Origin of the sequence: Streptomyces sp. NPDC057099, from assembly GCF_042671245.1 — a bacterium.
Lineage (GTDB): Bacteria > Actinomycetota > Actinomycetes > Streptomycetales > Streptomycetaceae > Streptomyces > Streptomyces purpurascens.
In genome coordinates this window covers 45,869-66,257 of the sequence record NZ_JBHUTX010000044.1, presented here as the reverse complement: position 1 = coordinate 66,257, position 20,389 = coordinate 45,869, and the positions used below count along the sequence as shown (strand labels likewise).

Below are 20,389 nucleotides of genomic sequence, written 5' to 3'. Positions count from 1 at the left end.
GAGCGGGATATGCCCCGGCAAGCCGGGGCATAGAGCGCGAATTGCGCAAGCGCAATTCGAATTCCCGCGTAAACGCGGGAATGGAATTCCGCAAGCGGAATTCAAAAGGCAGGGCAATTCGCGCAAGCGCGAATTGAGGGCACCCGCGCAAGCGCGGTCGCCGGGGCTGGCAGCAAGGGGAGGTGCATCACATGCGGGCCTGTGTAGCCCCTGGGGTTCCAGGCCACCATCCCCGCAACCGATGTGACGGACCATCGGCCCGACAAGTGCCAGCCCCACCGCAGTGACTGGGCTCCGCTGCGCTCCACCTTGACGCCTCCTCAACTGCCGAACCCGGCCGCTCACGTTCACGAATACCTCGCCAGCATACACGCCAACCCTCCACGGTAGGGCGGAATGCATCGACGCATCACCCGAGTGAGCGAACACGCAGTCAGCGTGATGCATCACAGAGGGCAGATGTGTAGCGTTTGGGTCCATGCCGCACCACCCCTGATCCTGGCCACAATTCACCGGACGAATTGATAGTTGCGCGGCCATGAACAGCTGAGCCACAGAACGGAAGCCCGATATGGGAATGCCGGAATTCAAAGTTCGGAGGTACCGGAGCCGAATGGCCCCCAGGCCATTCGGCGGAACCGTCCACCGGCCCCGGCCACGCTTCGGCTGTTGGATCGTTACGGCCGACACCACCCGAGACTCAGAGCCGATGGTGCCCTCCACGACCCGCGCCGGGGTAGCCGAGCCGCACGCGAAGCCGCCTCAGCCGCGGGCAGGAGCATGCGCAGGGGGAGGCCCGGCGATGGCCGGGCCGCGGTCGCCGGGGCAAGAGGCCACAGGATGCGCACCTGGTGGCCCCTCGATTGGTGCCGTCGGTGGCGGTGGCACCACCACAAGCGGAGGCCTTGGTGTGGCCCTCGCGCGCGCGTGCGTCTTAAGGAAAAGAGAGCACCTTGGGAAAACATGTTCTGACCTGCGGGTTTGCGAGAGGGGATGTGTCAGCGGCAACACATTGACCTGCGGAAATGTGCTCGCGGTGCCACACCGACACCCCTATTTGCCAACGCAGCTTGTACAAGTGCGGATCGGTGCAGGTGGCGACGGGTTCCCAGGGAACACGGCCCGAATCCGCTGTGTCGGCGTCGACACCAAAGCGCCACGCCAGCGTGTACAAATCTGCCAACTGAGCTTGAACAACTGCTAGTGTCCGCCGCGTACCCCCCAAGATCGAGGACAGGACCCCCGTCGATGCCACCCCAGCCCAAGCGCCCCTCCGCCGGCCGCGGCAAGGGCCGCATCGCCGCCGTTCCGCCCGGTGGTGACAGCGCCTTCCGCGAGACCCTGTCCTCCAGGCTGGGCAAGGACATCAAGCCGCCGACCCGCAAGCGGGCCGTGCAGAAGATGGACGTCAGCGTCCGGTACACGTACCGCGCGCCCCACGACATGTACGGCGGGTCCGGCTACAGCGTGGTGTCCAACGACTTCCTCGCCGACGTCCTGGCGGTGCTCATCGCGCAGCACGGCATGTCGCCGATCCAGTCCGCGGTCCTTCTGTGGTGCATCGGCCGACAGCGCGAGGGGTGGCTGCGCACCACGCACAAGAAGATCGCCGACAAGCTGGGCGTGGAGCGGTCGAACGTAACCCGGGCCATCGGCCGCCTGGAGCACTGGCACATGATCCAGCGCGTCGACAACGGGCTGATCTTCGTGAATCCGATGCTCGGGTTCGAGGGCAACGGCGACGTCCAGCGCGAGATCCTGGACGCGCTGCGCGACCGGGAGACCGGGCAGCTGCCCGAGGACGTCTTCCCCGCCCTCAACGCCCCGCGGCCGCCGCGCAGCGTGCAGCTGGAGCTAGGTGCCGAAGATGGGGAAGATGGAGTCGTCGACGAGGAGGGGCAGGCATGCTGATCCAGGCCAGCGCCGGTTTCGGAATGCTGTACCGGCTGGACCTCACCAAGGCCGCCATGGAGCTGCTGAGCGCCCTCATCGAGCGCCAGGAGCCCGGCGGCGAGGTGAACGCCTCCCAGGCCGAGCTGGGGGCCCGCGTGGGCCTGTCCAGAAACTCCGCGAACACCGCGATGTCGCTGCTGGAGAGCCGGAACCTCGTGCTGCGACCCAAGGACCGCAAGTACCGGACCTACTACCTCCACCCCTACGTCGCCTCCTACGCCTCCCAGGAGGAGCTGGAGGAAGCGATCGAGGACGCCGCCGAGCGCATCGAGGCCGGCGAACTGCCCGACATCACCGCCCCGCTGTACGAGACCGCGCCGCCCAAGCGGCAGAACCAGCCGCTCCGGGCGGTCCGCGCCGCCGGGTGACGCCGATCGCCGCCGCACATGGGCGATGACCGACTGCGAATTGTGCCCCTGCTGCAGACGGACGTGCGGCAGAGGCACACACGTCTGCCCGAGGGGCGAGCACCCGGCGGCGGAGTGGGCGGTAGCACTGGGTAAACCGGTTCGTTCTGGTGCTCCAGAACGAACACCACGGGTTAGTGGCGGTGCTGCCACCGTTTCGTGGCAGCACCGCCACCAAACAGAGCCGTAGGTCAGCAGGCTCTGACCCTACGGCTCTGGATGCAGCCGGCCGCGCTGCATCGGCCGGGGTCGGGCTGCTGCCCGTGTAGCACGCATGCGGGGTCCGGCCCATGCAAATGCTGCGCTGCACCTCGGAGAGCGCTCCGCTGCACTCGGCAACCACCCAAGGACCATGAACAACAACCCAGCAGCAGCTACAGCATGGTGCCGTGCAGGGCGCGGCGGTCGCCGGACATGGCGTAGCGGCGGGCGGCCAGGCCACGCTCGAGGGGCTCGCCGATCTCCTCGCACAGCAGAGCCATGACGCCGGTTGCCGCCTCTTTGTCGGACAGGTAGGCCGGGGCGACTTCGAGCATCAGCTCACCGATGGCGTACGCGCTGGCGAAGAGGTCGGTGGTGAGCTGGCGCCCTGCGGCGATTACGGGATCCGCCGGCGGTTCGGCGGACGGTGGGGGCGGGGCGGTGCGGACGTCGCGGACGGCCTGGCGGACCACCGCGCGCACCGTCGGCTCATCGAGGGCCGTCAGGCCGCTGTGAGCGAGTGTGGTGAGTCGGCGGGTGATCAGCTCCGCGACGACGTCCGTGCGGCCTGAGACGGCGATCAGGGCGCGCTGGGACAGGCCGTAGTCGAGCGCGGCCGCGGCGGCCGGGCCGGTGTCTCGCATGCGAGACGTCTCGGTGCCGGCGGCGACCGCGCCGTGGATCGCGGCCAGGGCGCGCGCGACGTCCAGGAGCCGGTACGCCTGCGCGCGGCTGATGCCGAACTCCGTGTCGCAGTACGACTCCCAGCTCGGCTGCCCGAGGGGTTCCCAGACGCGGGCGACATGGGCGTCGCGGACCCGGTCGGCGAGCACCGCCAGGGAGCGCCGGACGTCGTCGATCGCCTCGCGCAGCCCGGCCGTCATCTCCCGGGCCTGTGCCGCGCTGAGCGGAGGCCGCGCGGGTTCGGCGACGTCGTCCTGGCCGTGGTCGTGCTCGCCCATGTCTCCATCGTCCTCCGCGTCGGCGGGCCGGACCAAGGCGTACGGAAGCACGGCGCGCGAGCTCCACCTCACAGGCTCACAGGGCGCCGCGTCTACCTGGGGTTTTGGGGTGTGAGGCTATATGCCGCACACCTTCCGGACGGTGATTCTGTACGGGGTCAGGGTTCGATGAACGGCAATGCGACGGCGTGCAGTTTGGTCTGGAGGTTGATGTCGCTGGTGGCGACGTACCAGGCGGAGCCGGGGTGGCGGGACTGTAGAAGCAGAGTCGAGGCGATGAACCGGTCGTCCGGGACGTCCAGGTCGAGCCAGTCGGGCAGTGCGTCGGACTTGGGCTCGATGTACTCGAAGACGGCGTGGACGTCGCCGGCGACCCGGACCCCGAGGGTGACGTCGCCGTTGGTGCGCAGCCCCTTCAAGCGGCGGTCGGCCTTCTTGGCCGCGTCGCGCAGGATGTCGGTCCGGCCGGCGCGCTTCATGTCGTCGAGCTCGCGCAGCACGACCGGCAGCAAGTGCGCCATGTAGCGCGGACCGATCTGGCCGGTGTAGGCGGCGAGGTCCGGGTTGTCGATCAGCGCGTTGGTGTCGACGGTCAAGCGCACCGGCCACGGGTCCGTCGGGAGTAGATCGGCCAGGCTCCGTAGCTGCTGGACGTAGGCCTGCAGGAGCTTCACCGCCTCCGGCATGTGCTGGGGGATGGAGCAGTCGGACCACGTGCCCTCGCGGACCAGCCAGCGTTCCAGGTGCTTCAGGCTCTCCTTGAGCTTCTTTGCCGCCTCGGGCGTCGGGTGGGGGAACAGCAGCCGGAACTTCGGCTCCCAGCCCCGCAGGCGACGCAGGAGGTCCATCCGCTGGGACTCGAGCGCCGGGCCGCTCGGTGCCCAGCCCCAGTCCGCGGCTCCGAGGAGGACGAAGCTGTCGTCCGGCTCGTTCGGGTTCACGTACTGGATCTCGGAGGCCTCCAGGACAGCGAGGTAGTCCCGTTCGATCGCGTCGAGCTGCTCCAGGAGGCGCTCTCGGTAGGTCGGCGGGAGGGGCTTCTTCTGCGGCATCCACCGATGATGGACCACCCCACTGACATCCCTTGCCCTGCCGAGTCCTGCCCCCGAGCTACGCCGCGGTGGTAGCTCAGCGCGTCTACCTGGGGTTTTGTGGCGTGAAGGTGTGCGCAGGCGTGATCGGCGCGGTGCCGCCCGTAGTCCGGAAACGCGCAGATCCAGTAGCCGCTGGGCTGCACAGGTCCCTTACGGAACCAGTGCTCGGTGATCCAGGAAGTCAGACCCGCCAGGAGCGGATGCGGTCGGCGGCGTCGTATCCGTCGGCGCGGCCAGCGTCGATGTCGCGGGCGAGGTCGATCAGTGCGCCGTACGGCGGGTCGATGGCTTCGCCAGCGGCGTTCATGTAGGCGACGACGATCGCGGCGCCGTACAGGGCGTTGCGGGCCGGGAGCGGGCGCAGCCGGATCACGGCGTGCATGAGCGCGGCCGCGCGCCAGGCGTTGTCCACCCTGGCGCCGACCTGCGGAGTGTTGACTCGGTGGCGGGCGACGGCGGCCACGAGGTTGGAGAAGTCCCAGACCTCGGGCTGCTTGGGCAGCACCTCCGCCTGGCGCTCCAGCAGCCAGCGAATGTCGATGTGGAGTTCCACCTCAGGCAGCCCGCCCCTGGCGCCCAGCAGCGTCCAGTCGGGCGGGAGCGTCATCGGGGAAGGCCGCGTCGAACGCGTCCGCGTTGTCGGCGACGAACTGGCGGAAGACCTCCGCGGCGTCCTCGAGGCGGGGGTCGCGGACCGCGTTATGCGCGGCCTCGGTGATGAGCGCGGTCACCGTAGTGCTCTCGGTCTCGGCACGCTCCTGCAGCTGGGCGTGGAGTTCCTCTGGGACCCGGATCGTCACTGACTTCGACATACCCCTGACCGTACAGCAGGGCGTACAGCACGGGGGGCGGATCAGGTGAAACGGTCCTGGGAGACGGCTCGTGTGCGGTCGCGGGCGTCAATCGAGGCCAAGGGCGTGGTGCACGGCCTGGCGGGCGCGGTCGACATCGGCGTCCGTGACCGTCTCGTCATCTTCCACCTCGGTGAGCCACTGGGTGATCTCGTTCGGGTGCCGGTGAGCGAGGTCGGCGGGGATCTCCAGCGGGCGGGTGTCGGGCACGGCTTTCTCCTTCGTCGGGCGGTTCGCTGTGCTCAACGAGACGACGCCGCTGCGGGTGCCGGGACCAGGGGGACGGTGGTCGGCAAGCGTCGGGTCACCGGCTACTACCTGATGGGCCCCCTGGACAGCTGACTCCCAAAACAAGTGCTCAAGCGGCCAACTCAAGCACTCGCTGTCCAAACGAAGCGCTGAGTCACAGGGAATTCAGTGTAGGTCAGGCTTTCCCCGGTTCTAGTAGTCCAGGTCGAGGTAATCGATGTCGTTCAATTGCACGTGCGAGATTCCCATAGCCCGGCTTCCGCCGTCCTGGAAATAGACGTCTTTAAACCCTTCGGCGATGATCCCACGCATCTGCTGGTCGCTGGCCCCTGCGTCGCGAGCCTCGAAGAGGCGCTGGGCGTACTGCGGGGGGAGGTGCACGGTGAGTCGCCGGAAGCGCCCGTCGTCGGTCGTGCCGACCGGCGCGGTGTAGCCGAACCGGGCCCTCGTCTCCACCGTGATCCCGCCCGTGGCGGCCGCCTGCTGCTGGCGGCGCTTGCGTACCTGCGGCTGCCACCGCTGCCGTACAGCGTCGTCGATCTTCGCGGCGACATCGGGCCGGGCGTGCTTGCGGGCGCCACGCCGGTAGCGGTTCACGGAGTCGGCGGTGACACCAATCTCCTGGGCGACGGCCTTCGCGCTGCCCAACTGCCGGATCAAATAGCCGATCCGGCCCTTGAGCGTCTTCGGCGGCTGACGGGTGAAGGACTCCCGGTCGGCCCGCTCGATCGCGTCGTCGATCTCTCCGGCCACGTTCAACTCCTTTCGGGGATGCGGTGAAGCGTCCGTTCCCGCTCCACGCCGGCCTCCAGCGACGACGTGCCGCTTGTGGCGGGTCCGCCACAAGCGGCGGGCCGGCCGGTGTCGGTGGTCACGGTGCTACTCGCCTTCGTCCAGGACGGCGTCGCCACCCTTGATGTGACGGGCCGGGTTGAGGCCCTGCTCCATCAGGTCGACCGCCCACAGCATCGACTGGACGCCCTCCAGCTTCGCCAGGCCCGGCGTGGGCCCGAGACGGAAGCCGCCGGGCTGCGGCTTGCCGGACGCCGCGTACGGCAGGAAGTCCAGCGGGCTCTCGCCCGGCGAGGGGTAGACGACGCAGTCGGAGAGTACGGCGAGCGGGTAAAGGCCGGTCATTTTGGCCATGTTCAGCAGCTTGCGGTGCATGTTGACGCGAGCCTTGGAGATGACCGCGGCGCGGATGTCCGGGCGCCAGGTGGGGCGCTGCATGGCCGGCCACGGGTCGCCGTCCTTGTAGCCCTTGCCCTGCGGGTTCTCGCGCAGCTTGCCGATGCCGCCCTTGACCGTGGCCTTGATCGCGGACAGCACGGCGGTCAGCGCCGGGTCGACGTCCTTGTGGCGCTCCATCGCCGCCAGGAACTCCACGTCCGACAGGTGCCGGGTGACGCCGAGGTCGGCGAGGGTGTCGACGTAGGCGGTCTTGAGGCGGTCGTGCCACGGGTCCAGGTACGCGCCGGTCTCACGGCGCAGGTACGCCTCGATCGGGGCGACGTTGAAGCCGAGCTCCTGGGCGTAGGCGACGGTGTGCGTCTGGTACCAGGCCGGGCCCGTCGGACGCTCGCCGGTCGGCGTGAACGGGCTCGGCAGGCGCGCATCCAGCTCCACGTGGGACAGGTCGACCAGCCAGGAGCCGGGGATCTTCGGGTTGAACTTCGGGGCGTGGAAGTGGTCCGGGGCGCTGAGGCCGACGACCAGGCGGGCCGCGGCCGCGAGGAACGCGGTGTTCAGGTCCAGGCCGACGGCGAAGGGCAGCGTGCACTCCTCATCGGTGAGCAACTCCACCGGCCGCACCCACTGGTAGGCCTCCTCGTGCAGGAAGCCGCCCTTCCAGCCGGAGTGGACGACCACGGGGTGCTCCTGGGTGGCCTCCGGCGGCGCCGGGTCCATCGGCTCCGTCCCCAGACTGCCGGGGTTGTGGCCGCTCACCCAGTTCCCGGTCTCCTCGTCACGCTCCGGCCGGGTGGGCGGGCGCAGCGCCGTCATCAGCTCCAGCCCGGAGACGGCCGTCGATCCGCGCGGGGTGATGACCCGCTGCGCGTATACGCCGAGGACGCGGGCGATGTCGGCCGGCTCCATCTCCGCGACGCCGGGCCAGGACCGCTCATCGAGGGCGTCCCAGGACAGGATCGCCAGCTGCACGCACTGCCGCTCGCGCCCCTGCGCCTTGCGGTAGATCCGGGCCCACGGGCCGAAGCCACGCTTGGTGAGCTGCCACTTCGCGCGTCCTACCTGCTTGACGACCGGGTGGTCCTCGGGCAGGCGCAGGGAGCGGCGCTGCTCGTGGCCCTCAAGGCGTTCGGGCAGCCCGAGCTTCACGGCTGCAGAGGCGGTCAGCACGATCAGCGGGTCGGAGTCCTTGCCGTGCCGGTTGAGCTTGGCGGCACCGAGGCCGGACTCGCGCAGCGTCCACTCCACCAGCTCCACCACGCTGGTCGCCGGGCAGTCCAGCACGATCCCGCCGACGCCGTACGCGGAACCCTCACCGTCCAGCACGGCGAGCGGACCGTGCGGGAACCGCGGATCGGTGGCGGGCTTTGCGGCCTTCTTCGCCGCCGGCCGCCGCGACGACGCGGGGCGCGCGGCCGGACGCTCGGGCGCGGCCGGGGCGGCAGGCGCCTCCACCGGCACGGTTGCCTTCGCCTCGGGCGCGGCCGGGCCCGTGAACGCCTGCGGGGTCACCGGCTGCGGCACGGCGGCCGGAGCCTCCGGGGCGGCAGGGGCACCGTGCGCGGGGTACTTCTCCGCCCAGCCCTTCAGCAGCCGCTGGTAGGCCTCGAGGCGCGGCGGCTTCGGCTCGGAGCGGCCGTTCTCGTAATTCTTCACCGTCTGCACGGTGGACTTGAGGGCCTGCGCGAGGCGGGCCTGGGTGATGCCGGCAGCCTCGCGCAGTCGGGCGCGCTCCGCCGGGGGCGGGAGCTGCGGCTCCTCGTCCAGCAGCGCGTCGATGTTCGCGAACAGCTCTTCCTTCGATGGCATGGGTCTACCTCCCCCTCGATACTAGCAAATTTAGCTACACTTTTAGCTTGTTATTTAACTCGATTCGATGACCCTGTTAGGGTGATCTTGACCGGCTGGGCAGTGCCGCTCGGAGAGGCATCGGGAGGAAGCGTTGGTGGGATCGGGCGGCATGCCGGGCGTACTGTCCGAGCGCGAGAGCAACGGCATCCTGAACCGGGTCATCCTCCCGGCGGCGACGTGCCGTGCGGCGCGCCAGCAGCGGCCGGTCGTGGTTGTGGTGGCCGGCCAGCCCGGCGCTGGGAAGACGGCAATCGCCGATCTCGTGCAGGCCGTCCTGGACCTGCGCGGCGGCTCGGTGCGGGTCGGGCGGGACCTGTACAAGCCCGCGCACCGGCACTACGCGGCCGCTCTGGCCGCCGACGTGCGTACCGCCGGAGCCCTGGTCCGGCCCGACACCGCCCGCTGGCAGGCCGCCGTCGAAGACGTGGTCCGCGAGCGGGGCTTCGATGCCGTGGTGGAATCGGCACTCGCCGACCCGGACGACTTCCGTACGGCCTCGGCCGCCTACCGGGCCGCCGGGCACCGGATCGAGGTGGTCGTGGTGGCCACCGCGCAGGCCCTGAGCCAGCTGGGCATCGTGGACCGCTTCCTCACCGAGGCCGCCACCGGCGGCGGCCGCTACGTGTCCTGGGACAACCACGACAGCTGCGCCAAGAATCTCCCGGCCACCCTGGCCGCCATCGAGACCGAACAGCTCGCCGACCGGATCACCGTCGTACGGCGCGACGGCACCCTGCTGTACGCCAACGAGTTCACCGTCGACGGCGGTTGGCGGCGCCGGCCGGTGGCGGCCCGGGTGGTGCAGCGGGAGCGGTCACGGCCATGGACCGCGCCCGAGACCGCCTCCTTCCGCCGGGAACTGGCCCGTACGGACCGACGCGTCCACGCCGAACTCGCCGAGGACCGGCGGCTGGCCGTGCAACGGGACACCGAGCGCGCGGCGGCCTGGTCCGAACCGGTCCGCCGCATCGCCCAGCCCCGCCGCCGAGCCCCGGGCGTCGACTACCACCGGCTCTCGCCCGACGAACACCGCTGGATCTTCGACGAACTGATCGCCCCGTCCTACCTGAACCGCATCGTGCCCCGGGACGACCCGCGCGCCGTGTACGTCCTCGGACAGCCCGGCGCGGGCAAACTCCTGGCCGCCAGGATGGTCCGCCGCGCCATGCGGCCCGGCACGACCCGCCTGGTCGGCGACGACTTCAAGGCCTCGCACCCCGACTACTACCAGCTGCTGCGCGACGATCCCCGCAGCGCCGGAGCGGCCATCCGAGCCGACTACCGGTCGTGGTTCGCCCAAGCGGAGGAGTACGTACGCCTGCGGCGCGGCGACGTCGTGATCGAGGCCGCCCCCGGCAGCGCCCAGGAGTTCCTCGACAGCGCGCTGCCCTTCGCGACCACCGGCTACCCGGTCGAACTCGTGGTCCTGGCCGTACGCGAAGCCGACAGCCGGCTCGCCACCGCGCTGCGCTATGCCCGGGCCCTGCAGCGCGGCGGCACCGGCCGGTTCACCACCCGCACCGGGCACGACACCTGCTTCCGCGCGCTCACCGACCTCGTCGCCGTCGCCGAGCGGCACCCGCAGATCGCGGCCGTGACCGTGATCCGCCGTGACGGCCACGCCCTGGCGCGCCACGAGGCCGGCGGCGCCGGGCGGGCCTCGTGGGCGCTGACCGCGGAACGGCTGCGCCCGTACACCGAGCAGGAGGCCGCCGCGTTCCTCCGCCTCCACCAGGCGCTGCGCCGGGCGCTGCCCCGGCACCGGACCGAGCTGGACGAGATCGCCGCGCTCGCCCGGCCCTTGATGCCGCCTCGGGTGCAGCCGGCCCGGATCGACCGGCCGCACCCGCCCATCTGGCCCCTGCCCGTGTTGAGGAGTTCGGGCTACGACTCCTTAAGCGCGTTCAGCCGGGCCGCGTAGACCACGGCGATCCGGTCGGCCTCCTCCTGGTCGGCGGTTGCCAGCTGCGCCTGGTCGGCGAGCGCGGCCTCGCGGCCGGCCTTCAGCTCCTCGATCCGCTCCTCATCGGGCGCCGGAGCCCGGCGCTCCGTGATGATCTGGGCGTTGTACCAGTTCACCACCTCCTGGACGGCGTCCTCCGCTGCCTGCTCCTCGCCGCCCTCCAGGCCGGAGAAGTCGGGCTCATCTGGTGTGCCGGACATGGCACCCCCTCACATCGTGATCTTGATTGGGAGTGGTCATTGTCTCTTCGGGTCACCAGACCATCGAGGACCACGGTCACGGCCCTTGCGGGGCGGCCTTCTGCCTCTTCTCCCAGCGGCGGTGGTACCAGCGCCACCGCCGCTCCCGTAGCCGCTGGTGAACGCGGCTGACCCGGCTGTCGAGCACGTGAAACTCGGGATCGGCCAGGCGGACCAGGTCCTGGTCGACGCCCAAGGAGGTGCCGAAGAAGCTGCCGTCCTCCACTTCCTCATACGAGGCGATGCCGCTGACGACGACGGTGTTGATCGGCGCACTCGCCCGGTAGGCGGCTCGCATCTCCGGCAGAAGCCGGGTGCGAGACGTGTCTTCCTCGTCGAACCAGTCGAGGGAGAGCGGGACCGCGTTGTATCCGATGTCGTTGACGCCGACGTACCACGACCGATAGCCGCCCGGGTTGCCGAAGTAGTGGCTCTCCATGTACCCGAACCGGCGGTTGCCGAGCCGAGCACGGTGTTCATCGGTGTCGTCGAGGATCGCGAAGGAGGTCTTTCCGAGCCGGATCCGCGTGCCGCCGATCCGCACCGAGGGCCGGAACCACCAGCTGATGGTGGTGATCCCGTACATGACCATCACGTCATCCTCGGACCACGTCACCAGGTACCCGAGCCGCGACAGCGGCCAGGTCCTCACGGTGAGCTCCACCTTGCGGTCCCTGTCACCGGCCTCGTCGGCATCTGCGGCGAAGCGAGTGCATACGGTCGTGGACTGCCACTTGGGCTCTCCGAGCAGCGATTCGACGTAGTCGTGCCGAACCCCTGGCGCGATCTTGCGCAGCCGGGTCGTGAGGTGCCATCTCAGGCCGATGCTCCGGCGCCACCCCGCGGCGAGCGTTTTCGCGAGCGACCAGCCGGCGACGAGCACCGCGGCTATCTGCCACAGGTTGAGGCTGGTGTTGTACCAGGGCTCCGGATCGGGCTTCATCGCTGAAGGATGCCGTACGCCGGCCCGGCCCGGGCGGCCACGAGGTCTTCGGCCAGGTGCCGCCTCCCCAAGAGGAGTGCTGCGGGCATAGGTTGGAACCCGCAGTTGATCATCTTTCGGGGGTGAGCGTGGCAGGCCGGGATCTCAGGGCCCTGTTCAGTACGAACGACCGCAGTGTGCGCGCCGACGAGGCGTTCACGAACCGGTCCTCGCAGTGGGAGCTGGTCGCGGCCGCGCTCACCGCGCACCTCCAGCACATCAGCAGCCCCGGCTTCGACCCGGAGGACCTCGAGGCGCCCCGCGCCAACACGCTGGTCTTCCACGGGGTGGGCGGTATCGGCAAGACGAGCTTGTCCCGCACACTGGAGGCGGCACTCGCCGATGCCGGACGGCGTCCCGCCCAGTGGGGCGAACCCGGCTGGCCAGCCGACCGGATCCTGCCCGTACGCATCGACCTCGCCCGCTCCGCCGGCACCGACTTCGAGCAGCTCGTGCTGGCCATCCGGGCCGCCCTCACCCCGATCGGCCGCCCGCTGCCCGCCTTCGACCTCGCGCTGCGCCGCTACTGGGAGGCCAACCACCCCGGCGAGCCGCTGGAGGAGTACCTGCGCCGCGGCGGCATCACCTCCCGGTTCGGGCAGGCGCTGCCGCAGCAGATGCAGTCCGCGCTCGCCGACGTCGCCCAGGCGCTCATGCTGCCCGGCACGATCGGCTCCGCTGTCGGCCAGATCACCGGCGCTCTCATTGGCGCGCTGCGCGAACGCCGCCAGACCGTACGGGCCCTGGCCGGCTGCGCCCGGCTCGCTGACCTCCTCGAGGCCGAACCCGACCTGGACGCCCTGTCCTTCTACCCCCACCTGCTCGCGTGGGAGCTCAACCGCCTCCCCGACGGCCAGCGGGTCGTGCCGGTGGTGCTGCTCGACACGTTCGAGGACGTCGGCGACCGCACCCGCCGTGACCTGGAGCGGCTCATCCAGCGCACGGTGTGGCTTCTGCCGAACGCGTTCTTCGTCATCACCGGTCGCTCCCGCCTGCAGTGGGCCGATACGGCCCTGCAGGGCCAGCTCGACTACACCGGCCCCGCCGCCTGGCCCGGCCTCGCCGCGACCACCGTGCCCGCCGCCCGCACCCCCAACAGCACCGGTGCGGCCCGGCAGGTGCTGATCGGGGACTTCTCCCCCGAGGACTGCGACGACTACCTCGCCCGCCGCCTCACCCGCGACGGCCAGCCCCTCATCGGTGAACGTGTCCGGCAGGTCATCACCGCCCGCTCGCACGGCCTGCCCCTCCACCTCGATCTGTCCGTCGCCCGGTTCCTCGAGCTGAGCCGCAGCGGACACACCCCGCAGCCCGCCGACTTCGACCACGACTTCCCCGCCCTGGTCGCCCGCACCCTGTCCGACCTCACCCCCGACGAACGTCACGTCCTGCGCTCCGTCGCTCTGCTGGACGCCTTCGACGTCCCCCTCGCCACCCGGACGGCGGGCCTCCCCCACGAAGGGCCCGCACTGCGGCTGACCGAGCGGCCCTTCGTCCGCGAAAACCCCTACGGCCTGTGGCTCTTCCACCTGCACGCCCTGATCCGCTCCGCTGTTCGCAACGCCGACGACACCACCGACGACCGCTGGAGCGAACGCGACTGGCAGCAGGCCGCCCAACGCGCCTTCACCGCCCTGGGCGAGCAACACCAGGACGCGCCCGGCCCGGGCCGGCTCCTGCTCATCGCGTGCCTGCGCCAAGGCCTGCGCCTGGCCCGCGATCACCGCCTCGACCTCGACTGGCTCGCCCCCGCCGCCTGGGCATACGTCAGCGACTCCGTGTGGGAACCCCTCGCCCCGCCCGACACCGACTCCACGGGACTGGACACGGCCGCCGACGCCCTGGTCGAACTCCTCAGCGCGCTCGCCCGCCGCCAGCACCAGCACCGCTCGCACACCGTCGCCCGCCTCACCACGGTCATCGACAGCGACCTGCTCCCCGACGACCTGCAGCACTTGGCCCTGTACTACCGGGCCAAGGCCCACCGCGACCTCGGCGACAGCCCGGCCTCCCGCGCCGGCATGCAGGCCGTCGCCGACGGCGGGGGCCGCCTCGCCCCTGCCGCCCGCCGCGGACTTGCCCATCTCGCCCGTATGGCCGGCGACTTCCCCACCGCCCTGGCCACCGCCCACACCCTGGGCTGGGAAGGCCGCCACCACCGCGTCGAAGGCGACATCTGGTGGCCCCACGGCGCCATGGACCGCGCCGCCGCCGCATACGCCGCTGCACGCGACGAAGCCGAACACCACGGTGTCACCGGTGAGCGCGGCAACAGCCAGGCGCACCGCGCCTTCGCCCTGGCCTTCACCGATCAGGCCGTCGCCGACGACGAACTCGCCCTCGCTGAGCAGCTTCTGGCCGGCGTCGATCTGCGCGCCACCACCTTGATCACCCATATCGCGGCGCTCGCCCGCGACGCCGGCCGCACCGACGCCGACATCGACGACCGCGCCCAGGGGCTGCGCACCGAGATCCGTACAGCGGGCGTGACGTACACCGAGCTCGCTCTGGACCTCGCCCTCGCCTTCCACCACGCAGTCCGCGACGACCACGACCAGGTGGCCGCGACGATCGCCCGGCTGCGGGAGAACACCCGCGGCGGCGACCTCGCCTACTACGGCACCATCGCCGCCTTCATGGCCGGCCAGCCCGCCCCCCAGGCCTCCCCCGTCCGGTGGGCCGACAGCGAGCCGGCCACCCGCGAGCGCTGGCACGCCCTGGTCGCCGCCCGGCAACGACACCTCGGCATCTCGCAGTAGTCGTAGGCCCGCGCTGATTCAGCGCGGGCCGCAGAGTGTCGATGAGGTCATGGCGGCCAGCAGTGCGCCCGGCCTGCCGACACCAGGGAGTCCCGGAGCCGATGGGCTACAGCTGGTGCTGAATCCACCAGAACATCAGGCCGACGATGCCAGCTCCGGAGGCGTAGGCGGCACCACGCAGGGCGCTGGAGAGCATCGCGCGCAAGCGGCGGCGGATCCAGGCCCGAAGCCTCTTCCAGCGGCTTGGGGGAGGCGGGCTGGGATCGGACATGAGTCTCCTCGTACGGGTTGGGTGTGAAGTCGCAGTACCTGTGGGGCAGGAGAGAGAGGGTCAGGCAGGTTGCCCGGCGCAGTATCGGCAGCCCACGCCGCTGGCGATGAAGGCCGTGTAGCGGATTCGGCTGACCTGGCGGCACGACCGTCGCCGGCACCGCACCGTCCAGGGCACCGTGCTCCCCCGGAAGCGCTCTTCAGGGACGAGCCCGGCTTCACGGACGCGCTGCTCCGCCTCAGCCGCCCTGAGAACCCACTGGCGGGCGTCATCCGCAGCAGCGCGTCGGCTCTCGGCCTGCCGCGCTCGGTGCCAGGCCTCGGCCCAGAGACGGAAGCGCTTCTCCGGCACTTCGCAGGCAACGAGGTACGCGAACAGCTGCTCCTTGGATGCGACCGACTGGTCCCGCTCCCGGATCCGCCATGCCGTCGACCGAGAGAGACTGCCGAACTCACGGATACGGGCCTTGGCCCGCCGCTCCATCTCATCCAGGGACGGACAACCGTTCACCTGCCATAGCCGCCGCAGCGCAAGCCCCAGTTCCGCGGAATTTACGATCTGAGCCGGCGGGCGTGCGCGCGCAGGTTGCTGCTTGCGCCCGCGCTGCGACGCCTTCCTCCACAGGGACTCGATTCGCTCCCCGTCCAAGTGGCAGACGAGCGCGATGGCATGTGCCATCTGAAGCGTCGGCAGGGCACGGCCGGACTCAGCACGCTGGATCGTCCCGACGGACGTTCCGACCTTGTCGGCAACCTGCTGGCGAGTCAGTTCGGAAGCGGATCTCCCTGCGCGCAGTACGGCGGCCAGTCGGCCCTTCGAAGTCTTCGGGTTCGGAATGGGCGCCATCGGACGCCCGGTACGCGTCATCGCGGCTACCCGACCCTGGGCGCCGAAATCCGTCCTCCGCTTGTCACGGTTCGTATCAAGGCGTACTGCAGCATGACGTGCCCTTCCTCCGGAATCCGGCATACGGGTGCTGTGCACCGCCGACGCGGGACCGGGGTCTCAGAACTCTGGCTCCAACCAAGGCCGACAGCTCAACGGGTGGCTCCGTCGTGCTGCGGTGAACAGAATGGTGCCAGTGATCGGACCGCTCGAATGCCGGGCACGAGTACTAAATTCGTATCTGTCGCATCTGCCGGAGACAGGGCCAACTGGCAAGTTATCCCCGTGCACGCCTTCGCGCCCGATGATGCTCTGACGCGACCTGCACCTTCTCAACAGGGCGTCACCTCAGCGTTAAGCCATGGCCAGCCCTTCCAGGCGCTTTCTTCGAATTCGTCCCACATCCGCTTGCTGTCATCGCAGCAGACTGCAACCATCCGCACATCTGCCCCTCCTTGAGAGGCAGGCCCTGACCTCCTCTGGCTCCAACCAGTGAACAGGGACTTCATGGAACGGGCGGTGGCTCGCCCCTCCATCAGGCGCAGGCCGGGGCCCCAAGGTCCCGGCCTCGTTGCTGTTCAGGCCGTGGTCCGCAGTGGATCCGTCGGACCAACGGTCGCCGTCCGGGCCCGGGCCGCACGCTCTTGTCGTGCGCGGCGCAGGGCCGCCGCGTGGGAGACGTCGGCCTGGCGGCGGCACTCGGTGCGGGCCTGCTCGATCGGGGTCGGCGTAGTGTCCGGGACGGCGTCGGGCTCGAGGAACGCGCGGCGGGACAGCTCCCGCATCGCGGTGGTCTGCCGCTCCACCGCCTGTGCGATGTGCGGGTCCATCCGCGACGGCGGCGCCGCCTCCTGGTGCGCGGCGAGCGCGCGGCGGTAGCCGTCCGAGGCGTTCTCCCGGGTGCGCGGCGGCCCGGCCTGTGCGGCTGCGGGCTCCGGGTCGGAGTCGGCCGGCTCGGGCACCGGCACCGTGCCGGGCGCCAGGATCCGCAGGGCGCGGACGACCGTCCGGCCCGCCGACTGGTTGGCGGCCGCGACGATGCGGGTCTGCTCGAGGCGGGCCTTCGTTGCCCAGGCCGCCGACTCCGGGCACACCGTCAGCTGGCCGGAGTCGGCGTCGTACGACACGGCGGCGACGTGCCCGGCGAGCTCGGGGGCGATGGCCGCCCACCGCTCGCGCAGCGTCGCGCCGGCGGCAGGGAGCTCCCAAGCTCGCTCGGTGACCAGCGCTCCGATCGCCGCCCCGAGCCCCATCGGTTCCCGCCCGTCACGGCGCACCGTACGGACCATCCGCAGCTTCGCTTTCGCCTTCAGGCCGCCGCCGTTGGCGCGTGCCGCTTCCATCGCGGCCCGCAGCGCGACCCGGGCCAGGTCGACGCCGGACGTCTCGCTGCCGCTCATGCCTGCCCCCAGGTGGAGTAGCCGAGGTCCAGGTGCCCGAGCCGGGAGTGATGGTGCGCCTGGTCGACCAGCTGGTTGCTGAACAGGCGCCTTGCCGACGTCTCGCCGTAGCGGTCGATGTGGTCGAACACCACCTGGTGGTCCCTGAGCGCCCGCACCCGCCAGTTGCGCACCTGCTCAGGGGTCAGGTCCTCGAGGACCAGCTCCTGGTCGTCGTCGACGTCCATGGCCTCCGGGGCCGGGGCGGCGACGGCCGGACGGGGCGCGGGCAGCACGACCCGGGGCACCGGCGCGGCCGGGCCCTGGTCCTCGGGCTGCGCGGCCGCGGCTTCGGCACGGGCCTGAGCGGCGGCGACCTGCCGGGCGCGGACCTGGTCCCACTCGTGCGCCTGTGCCCATGCCCTGGCCGTCACGTCCTGGTGCAGCTGCGTGGCGGTGGCCGCCCGACGCTCCGCCTCGGAGGCGCCGGGCATCGCGGTGTCGACGGCGGCCGCGACCGCGCGGCGCTGGTCCCGGCGGTCTTCCTGCCGCTCCGAGCACCGGGGGCAGTCCTGGCCGGAGTCGAGGAGCACCCGGTCGTCGCACCGCACGTCGCCGCACTGCTGACGCTGCGGCAGGGCCAGGCCGATCAGCCAGGCCACCGGGTCCTTGATCGGCCCGCCCACCCGCATCTGGGTCTCCAGGTGCCGGGCGAGCCGGTCGGCGAGGACCTGCGGCGCGTCCACGGAACCAGCGAAACCGACCACCCGCTTGAGCTCACGGCGGGCGGCAGCCTCCACCACGCGGCGGGCGGCCGGACGCTCCAGCCGCGCCCACACCAGGCCAACCGGGGCCAGGACGGCCCGCAGTTCCTCCGGCGGCAGGGGCACCCTCCCCCGCTGCTGCTTGCCCTGCCCCTCGCCCTCCATGACCTGCACCGGAGCACCGGCCACCGGCCCGCGGCCGCTGTTCTCGCCTTCTCCGACCGGGGACTTCTCCTGCTGTTCCCCGCGCAGCGGGCCGTCCTCGCGCACGCACGCGCGGTCCGGCAGATCACCGGACTCACCACGGCCTTCGCCGGAAAAGCCACCAGAGAGCTTCAGAGGAACGACGGGAGTAACCAGGTGAGGGTGGTCAGTGTGAAGGGCTGCCGTAACGTCGGGCTCTGCAACACCCGCCTCATCGACCTCCCGCACATCGCTGACCTGCGGTTCTGCCTCCTGTTCGGAGGCCTCACTATCCCCTGCCGCAACGTCGGGGTCTGAAAAATCGGGGTCCGGGGCGGTCGCACGCTCCTTCCGCCGGGTGTCGACGGCGCCGACCTTGCCGTGCGCGGCGGCGACCGCCGGCACCATCAGCCGCGTACGGTGCGCGAGACGCGATGCCGTCGCCACCCGCACCCGCTGAACCAGGCCCCGATCCTCCAGCCGCTCCAGAACCCGCTCCCCCGTCGACGCCTTGCCGCCCAGCAGCCGGGCCACCGTCGCCGCCGCGCGGCCGCGCTTGGTGTCCACCGTCCCGCCGCACTGCCGCACCCGGCCGTTCTCCCGCGCCTCCATCACCAGCAGCAACAGGGCCAGCCGGTCCGTCGCCGCCGCCCGGCCCGTACGGGGCCCGAGCAGCCCGGCCGGGGTCACCCGGCCGTCCTTGTGCGTCCAGCCCGGCGCCATCACGGCCTCCATCAGCCGCAGCAGCGTCGCGAACTCCTTCTTCTCCAAGTTCAGCGGGTGCCCGACCACGCCGTACGCGGCCCACACCGGCAGCACCTTGCACCGCAGCCCGATGTCCTGGCCGAACTCGCCCTCCGCCGTCTCGACGTCGACCAGGCCGGACCGGCGCAGCGCCGGAACCACGTCCGACGCGACGTACGAGGCCGACAGCCCCAGCCACCGACCCAGCTCCGGCGTACGGATCTCCACCACACCGGTCTCCGACGGCGTCCGCGACGCCAGCACCAGCACCGCCAGGCGCACCGCGTCCGAGGCACCCTCCAGGCCAGCCGCATCCAGCAACGCGCGCACCGCACCACCCAGACGGGCGCGGGCGTCCTCACCGAGCGACAGCGGATGGCCCGCAGGCCGCTCCGGAACCGGCCCGGCACCTACGGACCGCAGCCACCGCCCCGTCCCGCCCGGCGGATCGTCGACCGGGTTGTCGATGACATCCCACAGGGGGTAGTCCAGCGCGGCGGCCTGTGCGGCCTGTGCCGCCACGGCGCTCACAGGAACATTCCCGAGGTCAGGCGATCCGCCCACCTGGCGGCATTCACACGACAACCAAGAGGTGTGATGCACGTCACAATTCCATGGGGCGGGACGCGCCAGCCTGCGGAGTTGACCGGAGGCGTGGTGTCCCCCACCCCCGGGTCAAGCTGACAGACCCGGCTGACCTCGTGCACTATGGCGATACCAACCTTCATATAGGTCGACCCCGACCGCGACCGGGCCCTTGCCAGGACCCGACCTCGGCCGAACGGTCTATGCGGATGTAGGTGGTCCCCAACGGCCTGCCATAGCCGAAGGAGCCCACCGGTTGGGTGCAGAAGCCCCCTGCCACTGGGAGCGACTGCGGTATTGCTCGGCCCTCACGGACCGGGTGGTGCGACCCGCTTGCCAAAGCGGGGTTTTGCGATTGAAGAAGAACCAGCTCGATGAGCTGGAGCCCGGAAACCGGCGCCAAAACCGGAGACTGGGCGGCCGACCTGGACGGTGAGTCCGGCCGGTAGACGGGCCGCGCGAGGCCAGGTGGATGCCACTCCACCTCATCGGCGCGCGCGGCCGATGGCCAGCTAGGTCATCCCGACCCCCTCGAATCCGAAGGCGGCGTCGGCATACCCAAAACCACACCCGATGGCGTGATCGCGTTGAAGGAACGGCGCAGGTGCGCGTGTAGTTCCACGGGCGCGGGTACTCTTCACCCCGCGAGCACCTCCCATCAAGGTGTGTCGCCAACGGAGCTTCGCCCCGTTCGAGAACCCTCGGTAGACCAGGCCCGGTCCCGGGGGTTCTCGCCGTTAAGGATCACTTCTGCACACAGCCTAACCGCACGACCGGACAGAATTGCGCGACGAATTCGTGCAGTGTCCAAGGTGCTCAGAATGCCGCGCCCGCCTGACGGGAAGCGCGCGGAAAGTTGCCCGCCGCACGGGAAAGCCA

17 protein-coding genes are annotated in these 20,389 nt (G+C 70.8%); 4 read left to right on the top strand and 13 right to left on the bottom strand.

Annotated features, from left to right (window positions below; genetic code table 11):
• Positions 1 to 1,248 precede the first annotated feature (1,248 nt).
• Together ACFT4A_RS34345 and ACFT4A_RS34340 are read left to right on the top strand one after the other, a co-directional pair.
• A complete protein-coding gene (locus ACFT4A_RS34345; RefSeq protein ID WP_382838214.1) occupies positions 1,249 to 1,911 on the top strand; it encodes a replication/maintenance protein RepL in 663 nt (220 codons plus the stop codon).
• Complete coding sequence (locus tag ACFT4A_RS34340; RefSeq protein ID WP_382838211.1) at positions 1,905 to 2,321, top strand: hypothetical protein; 417 nt, start codon at positions 1,905 to 1,907, stop codon at positions 2,319 to 2,321. Before ACFT4A_RS34345 ends, ACFT4A_RS34340 begins: the two co-directional genes overlap by 7 nt.
• Before the next feature lie 413 nt (positions 2,322 to 2,734).
• Here the strand turns inward: ACFT4A_RS34340 and ACFT4A_RS34335 are convergent, their stop codons facing one another.
• The 7 genes from ACFT4A_RS34335 to tap form a co-directional block, all read right to left on the bottom strand.
• Positions 2,735 to 3,523 (bottom strand): hypothetical protein, encoded by a 789-nt coding sequence (locus tag ACFT4A_RS34335; RefSeq protein WP_382838208.1) that lies wholly within the window; start codon positions 3,521 to 3,523, stop codon positions 2,735 to 2,737.
• 158 nt (positions 3,524 to 3,681) lie between these two features.
• Complete coding sequence (locus tag ACFT4A_RS34330; RefSeq protein ID WP_382838206.1) at positions 3,682 to 4,575, bottom strand: PIN domain-containing protein; 894 nt, start codon at positions 4,573 to 4,575, stop codon at positions 3,682 to 3,684.
• A gap of 223 nt (positions 4,576 to 4,798) precedes the next feature.
• Positions 4,799 to 5,224, bottom strand: a complete 426-nt coding sequence (locus ACFT4A_RS34325; RefSeq protein ID WP_382838203.1) for a toxin Doc — start codon at positions 5,222 to 5,224, stop codon at positions 4,799 to 4,801.
• Positions 5,172 to 5,429, bottom strand: a complete 258-nt coding sequence (locus ACFT4A_RS34320; RefSeq protein WP_382838200.1) for a toxin-antitoxin system HicB family antitoxin — start codon at positions 5,427 to 5,429, stop codon at positions 5,172 to 5,174. The genes ACFT4A_RS34325 and ACFT4A_RS34320 overlap by 53 nt, the downstream gene beginning before the upstream one ends.
• Before the next feature lie 87 nt (positions 5,430 to 5,516).
• Positions 5,517 to 5,678: a hypothetical protein gene (locus tag ACFT4A_RS34315; RefSeq protein ID WP_382838197.1), complete on the bottom strand. Its 162-nt coding sequence runs from the start codon at positions 5,676 to 5,678 to the stop codon at positions 5,517 to 5,519.
• A gap of 231 nt (positions 5,679 to 5,909) precedes the next feature.
• Positions 5,910 to 6,470: a telomere-protecting terminal protein Tpg gene (gene tpg, locus ACFT4A_RS34310; RefSeq protein ID WP_382838194.1), complete on the bottom strand. Its 561-nt coding sequence runs from the start codon at positions 6,468 to 6,470 to the stop codon at positions 5,910 to 5,912.
• 126 nt (positions 6,471 to 6,596) lie between these two features.
• A complete protein-coding gene (gene tap / locus ACFT4A_RS34305) occupies positions 6,597 to 8,714 on the bottom strand; it encodes a telomere-associated protein Tap (protein WP_382838191.1) in 2,118 nt (705 codons plus the stop codon).
• Positions 8,715 to 8,865: 151 nt separating this feature from the next.
• Between tap and ACFT4A_RS34300 the strand changes: the two genes are divergently transcribed.
• Entirely contained in the window at positions 8,866 to 10,677 is a 1,812-nt protein-coding gene (locus ACFT4A_RS34300) for a zeta toxin family protein (RefSeq protein ID WP_382838188.1), read from the top strand.
• Here ACFT4A_RS34300 and ACFT4A_RS34295 read toward each other — a convergent pair.
• Together ACFT4A_RS34295 and ACFT4A_RS34290 are read right to left on the bottom strand one after the other, a co-directional pair.
• A complete protein-coding gene (locus tag ACFT4A_RS34295; RefSeq protein WP_382838185.1) occupies positions 10,641 to 10,919 on the bottom strand; it encodes a hypothetical protein in 279 nt (92 codons plus the stop codon). The genes ACFT4A_RS34300 and ACFT4A_RS34295 overlap by 37 nt on opposite strands.
• 76 nt (positions 10,920 to 10,995) lie before the next feature.
• On the bottom strand, positions 10,996 to 11,901 hold the full coding sequence (locus tag ACFT4A_RS34290) for an ETEC_3214 domain-containing protein (RefSeq protein ID WP_382838183.1): 906 nt from the start codon (positions 11,899 to 11,901) through the stop codon (positions 10,996 to 10,998).
• Between the two features lie 128 nt (positions 11,902 to 12,029).
• On the opposite strand from ACFT4A_RS34290, the gene ACFT4A_RS34285 reads away from it, so the two are divergent.
• The gene (locus ACFT4A_RS34285; RefSeq protein WP_382838219.1) at positions 12,030 to 14,699 is read left to right on the top strand and encodes an ATP/GTP-binding protein; all 2,670 of its coding nucleotides are present in this window, start codon (positions 12,030 to 12,032) and stop codon (positions 14,697 to 14,699) included.
• Positions 14,700 to 14,805: 106 nt separating this feature from the next.
• Here ACFT4A_RS34285 and ACFT4A_RS34280 read toward each other — a convergent pair whose 3' ends face one another.
• The 4 genes from ACFT4A_RS34280 to ACFT4A_RS34265 form a co-directional block, all read right to left on the bottom strand.
• Positions 14,806 to 14,970, bottom strand: a complete 165-nt coding sequence (locus ACFT4A_RS34280; protein ID WP_382838180.1) for a hypothetical protein — start codon at positions 14,968 to 14,970, stop codon at positions 14,806 to 14,808.
• A 60-nt stretch (positions 14,971 to 15,030) separates the two neighbouring features.
• Entirely contained in the window at positions 15,031 to 15,816 is a 786-nt protein-coding gene (locus tag ACFT4A_RS34275) for a helix-turn-helix transcriptional regulator (protein WP_382838177.1), read from the bottom strand.
• Between the two features lie 617 nt (positions 15,817 to 16,433).
• A complete protein-coding gene (locus ACFT4A_RS34270) occupies positions 16,434 to 17,255 on the bottom strand; it encodes a DciA family protein (RefSeq protein ID WP_382838174.1) in 822 nt (273 codons plus the stop codon).
• Positions 17,252 to 19,456 (bottom strand): hypothetical protein, encoded by a 2,205-nt coding sequence (locus ACFT4A_RS34265; protein WP_382838172.1) that lies wholly within the window; start codon positions 19,454 to 19,456, stop codon positions 17,252 to 17,254. The genes ACFT4A_RS34270 and ACFT4A_RS34265 overlap by 4 nt, the downstream gene beginning before the upstream one ends.
• Positions 19,457 to 20,389 lie beyond the last annotated feature (933 nt).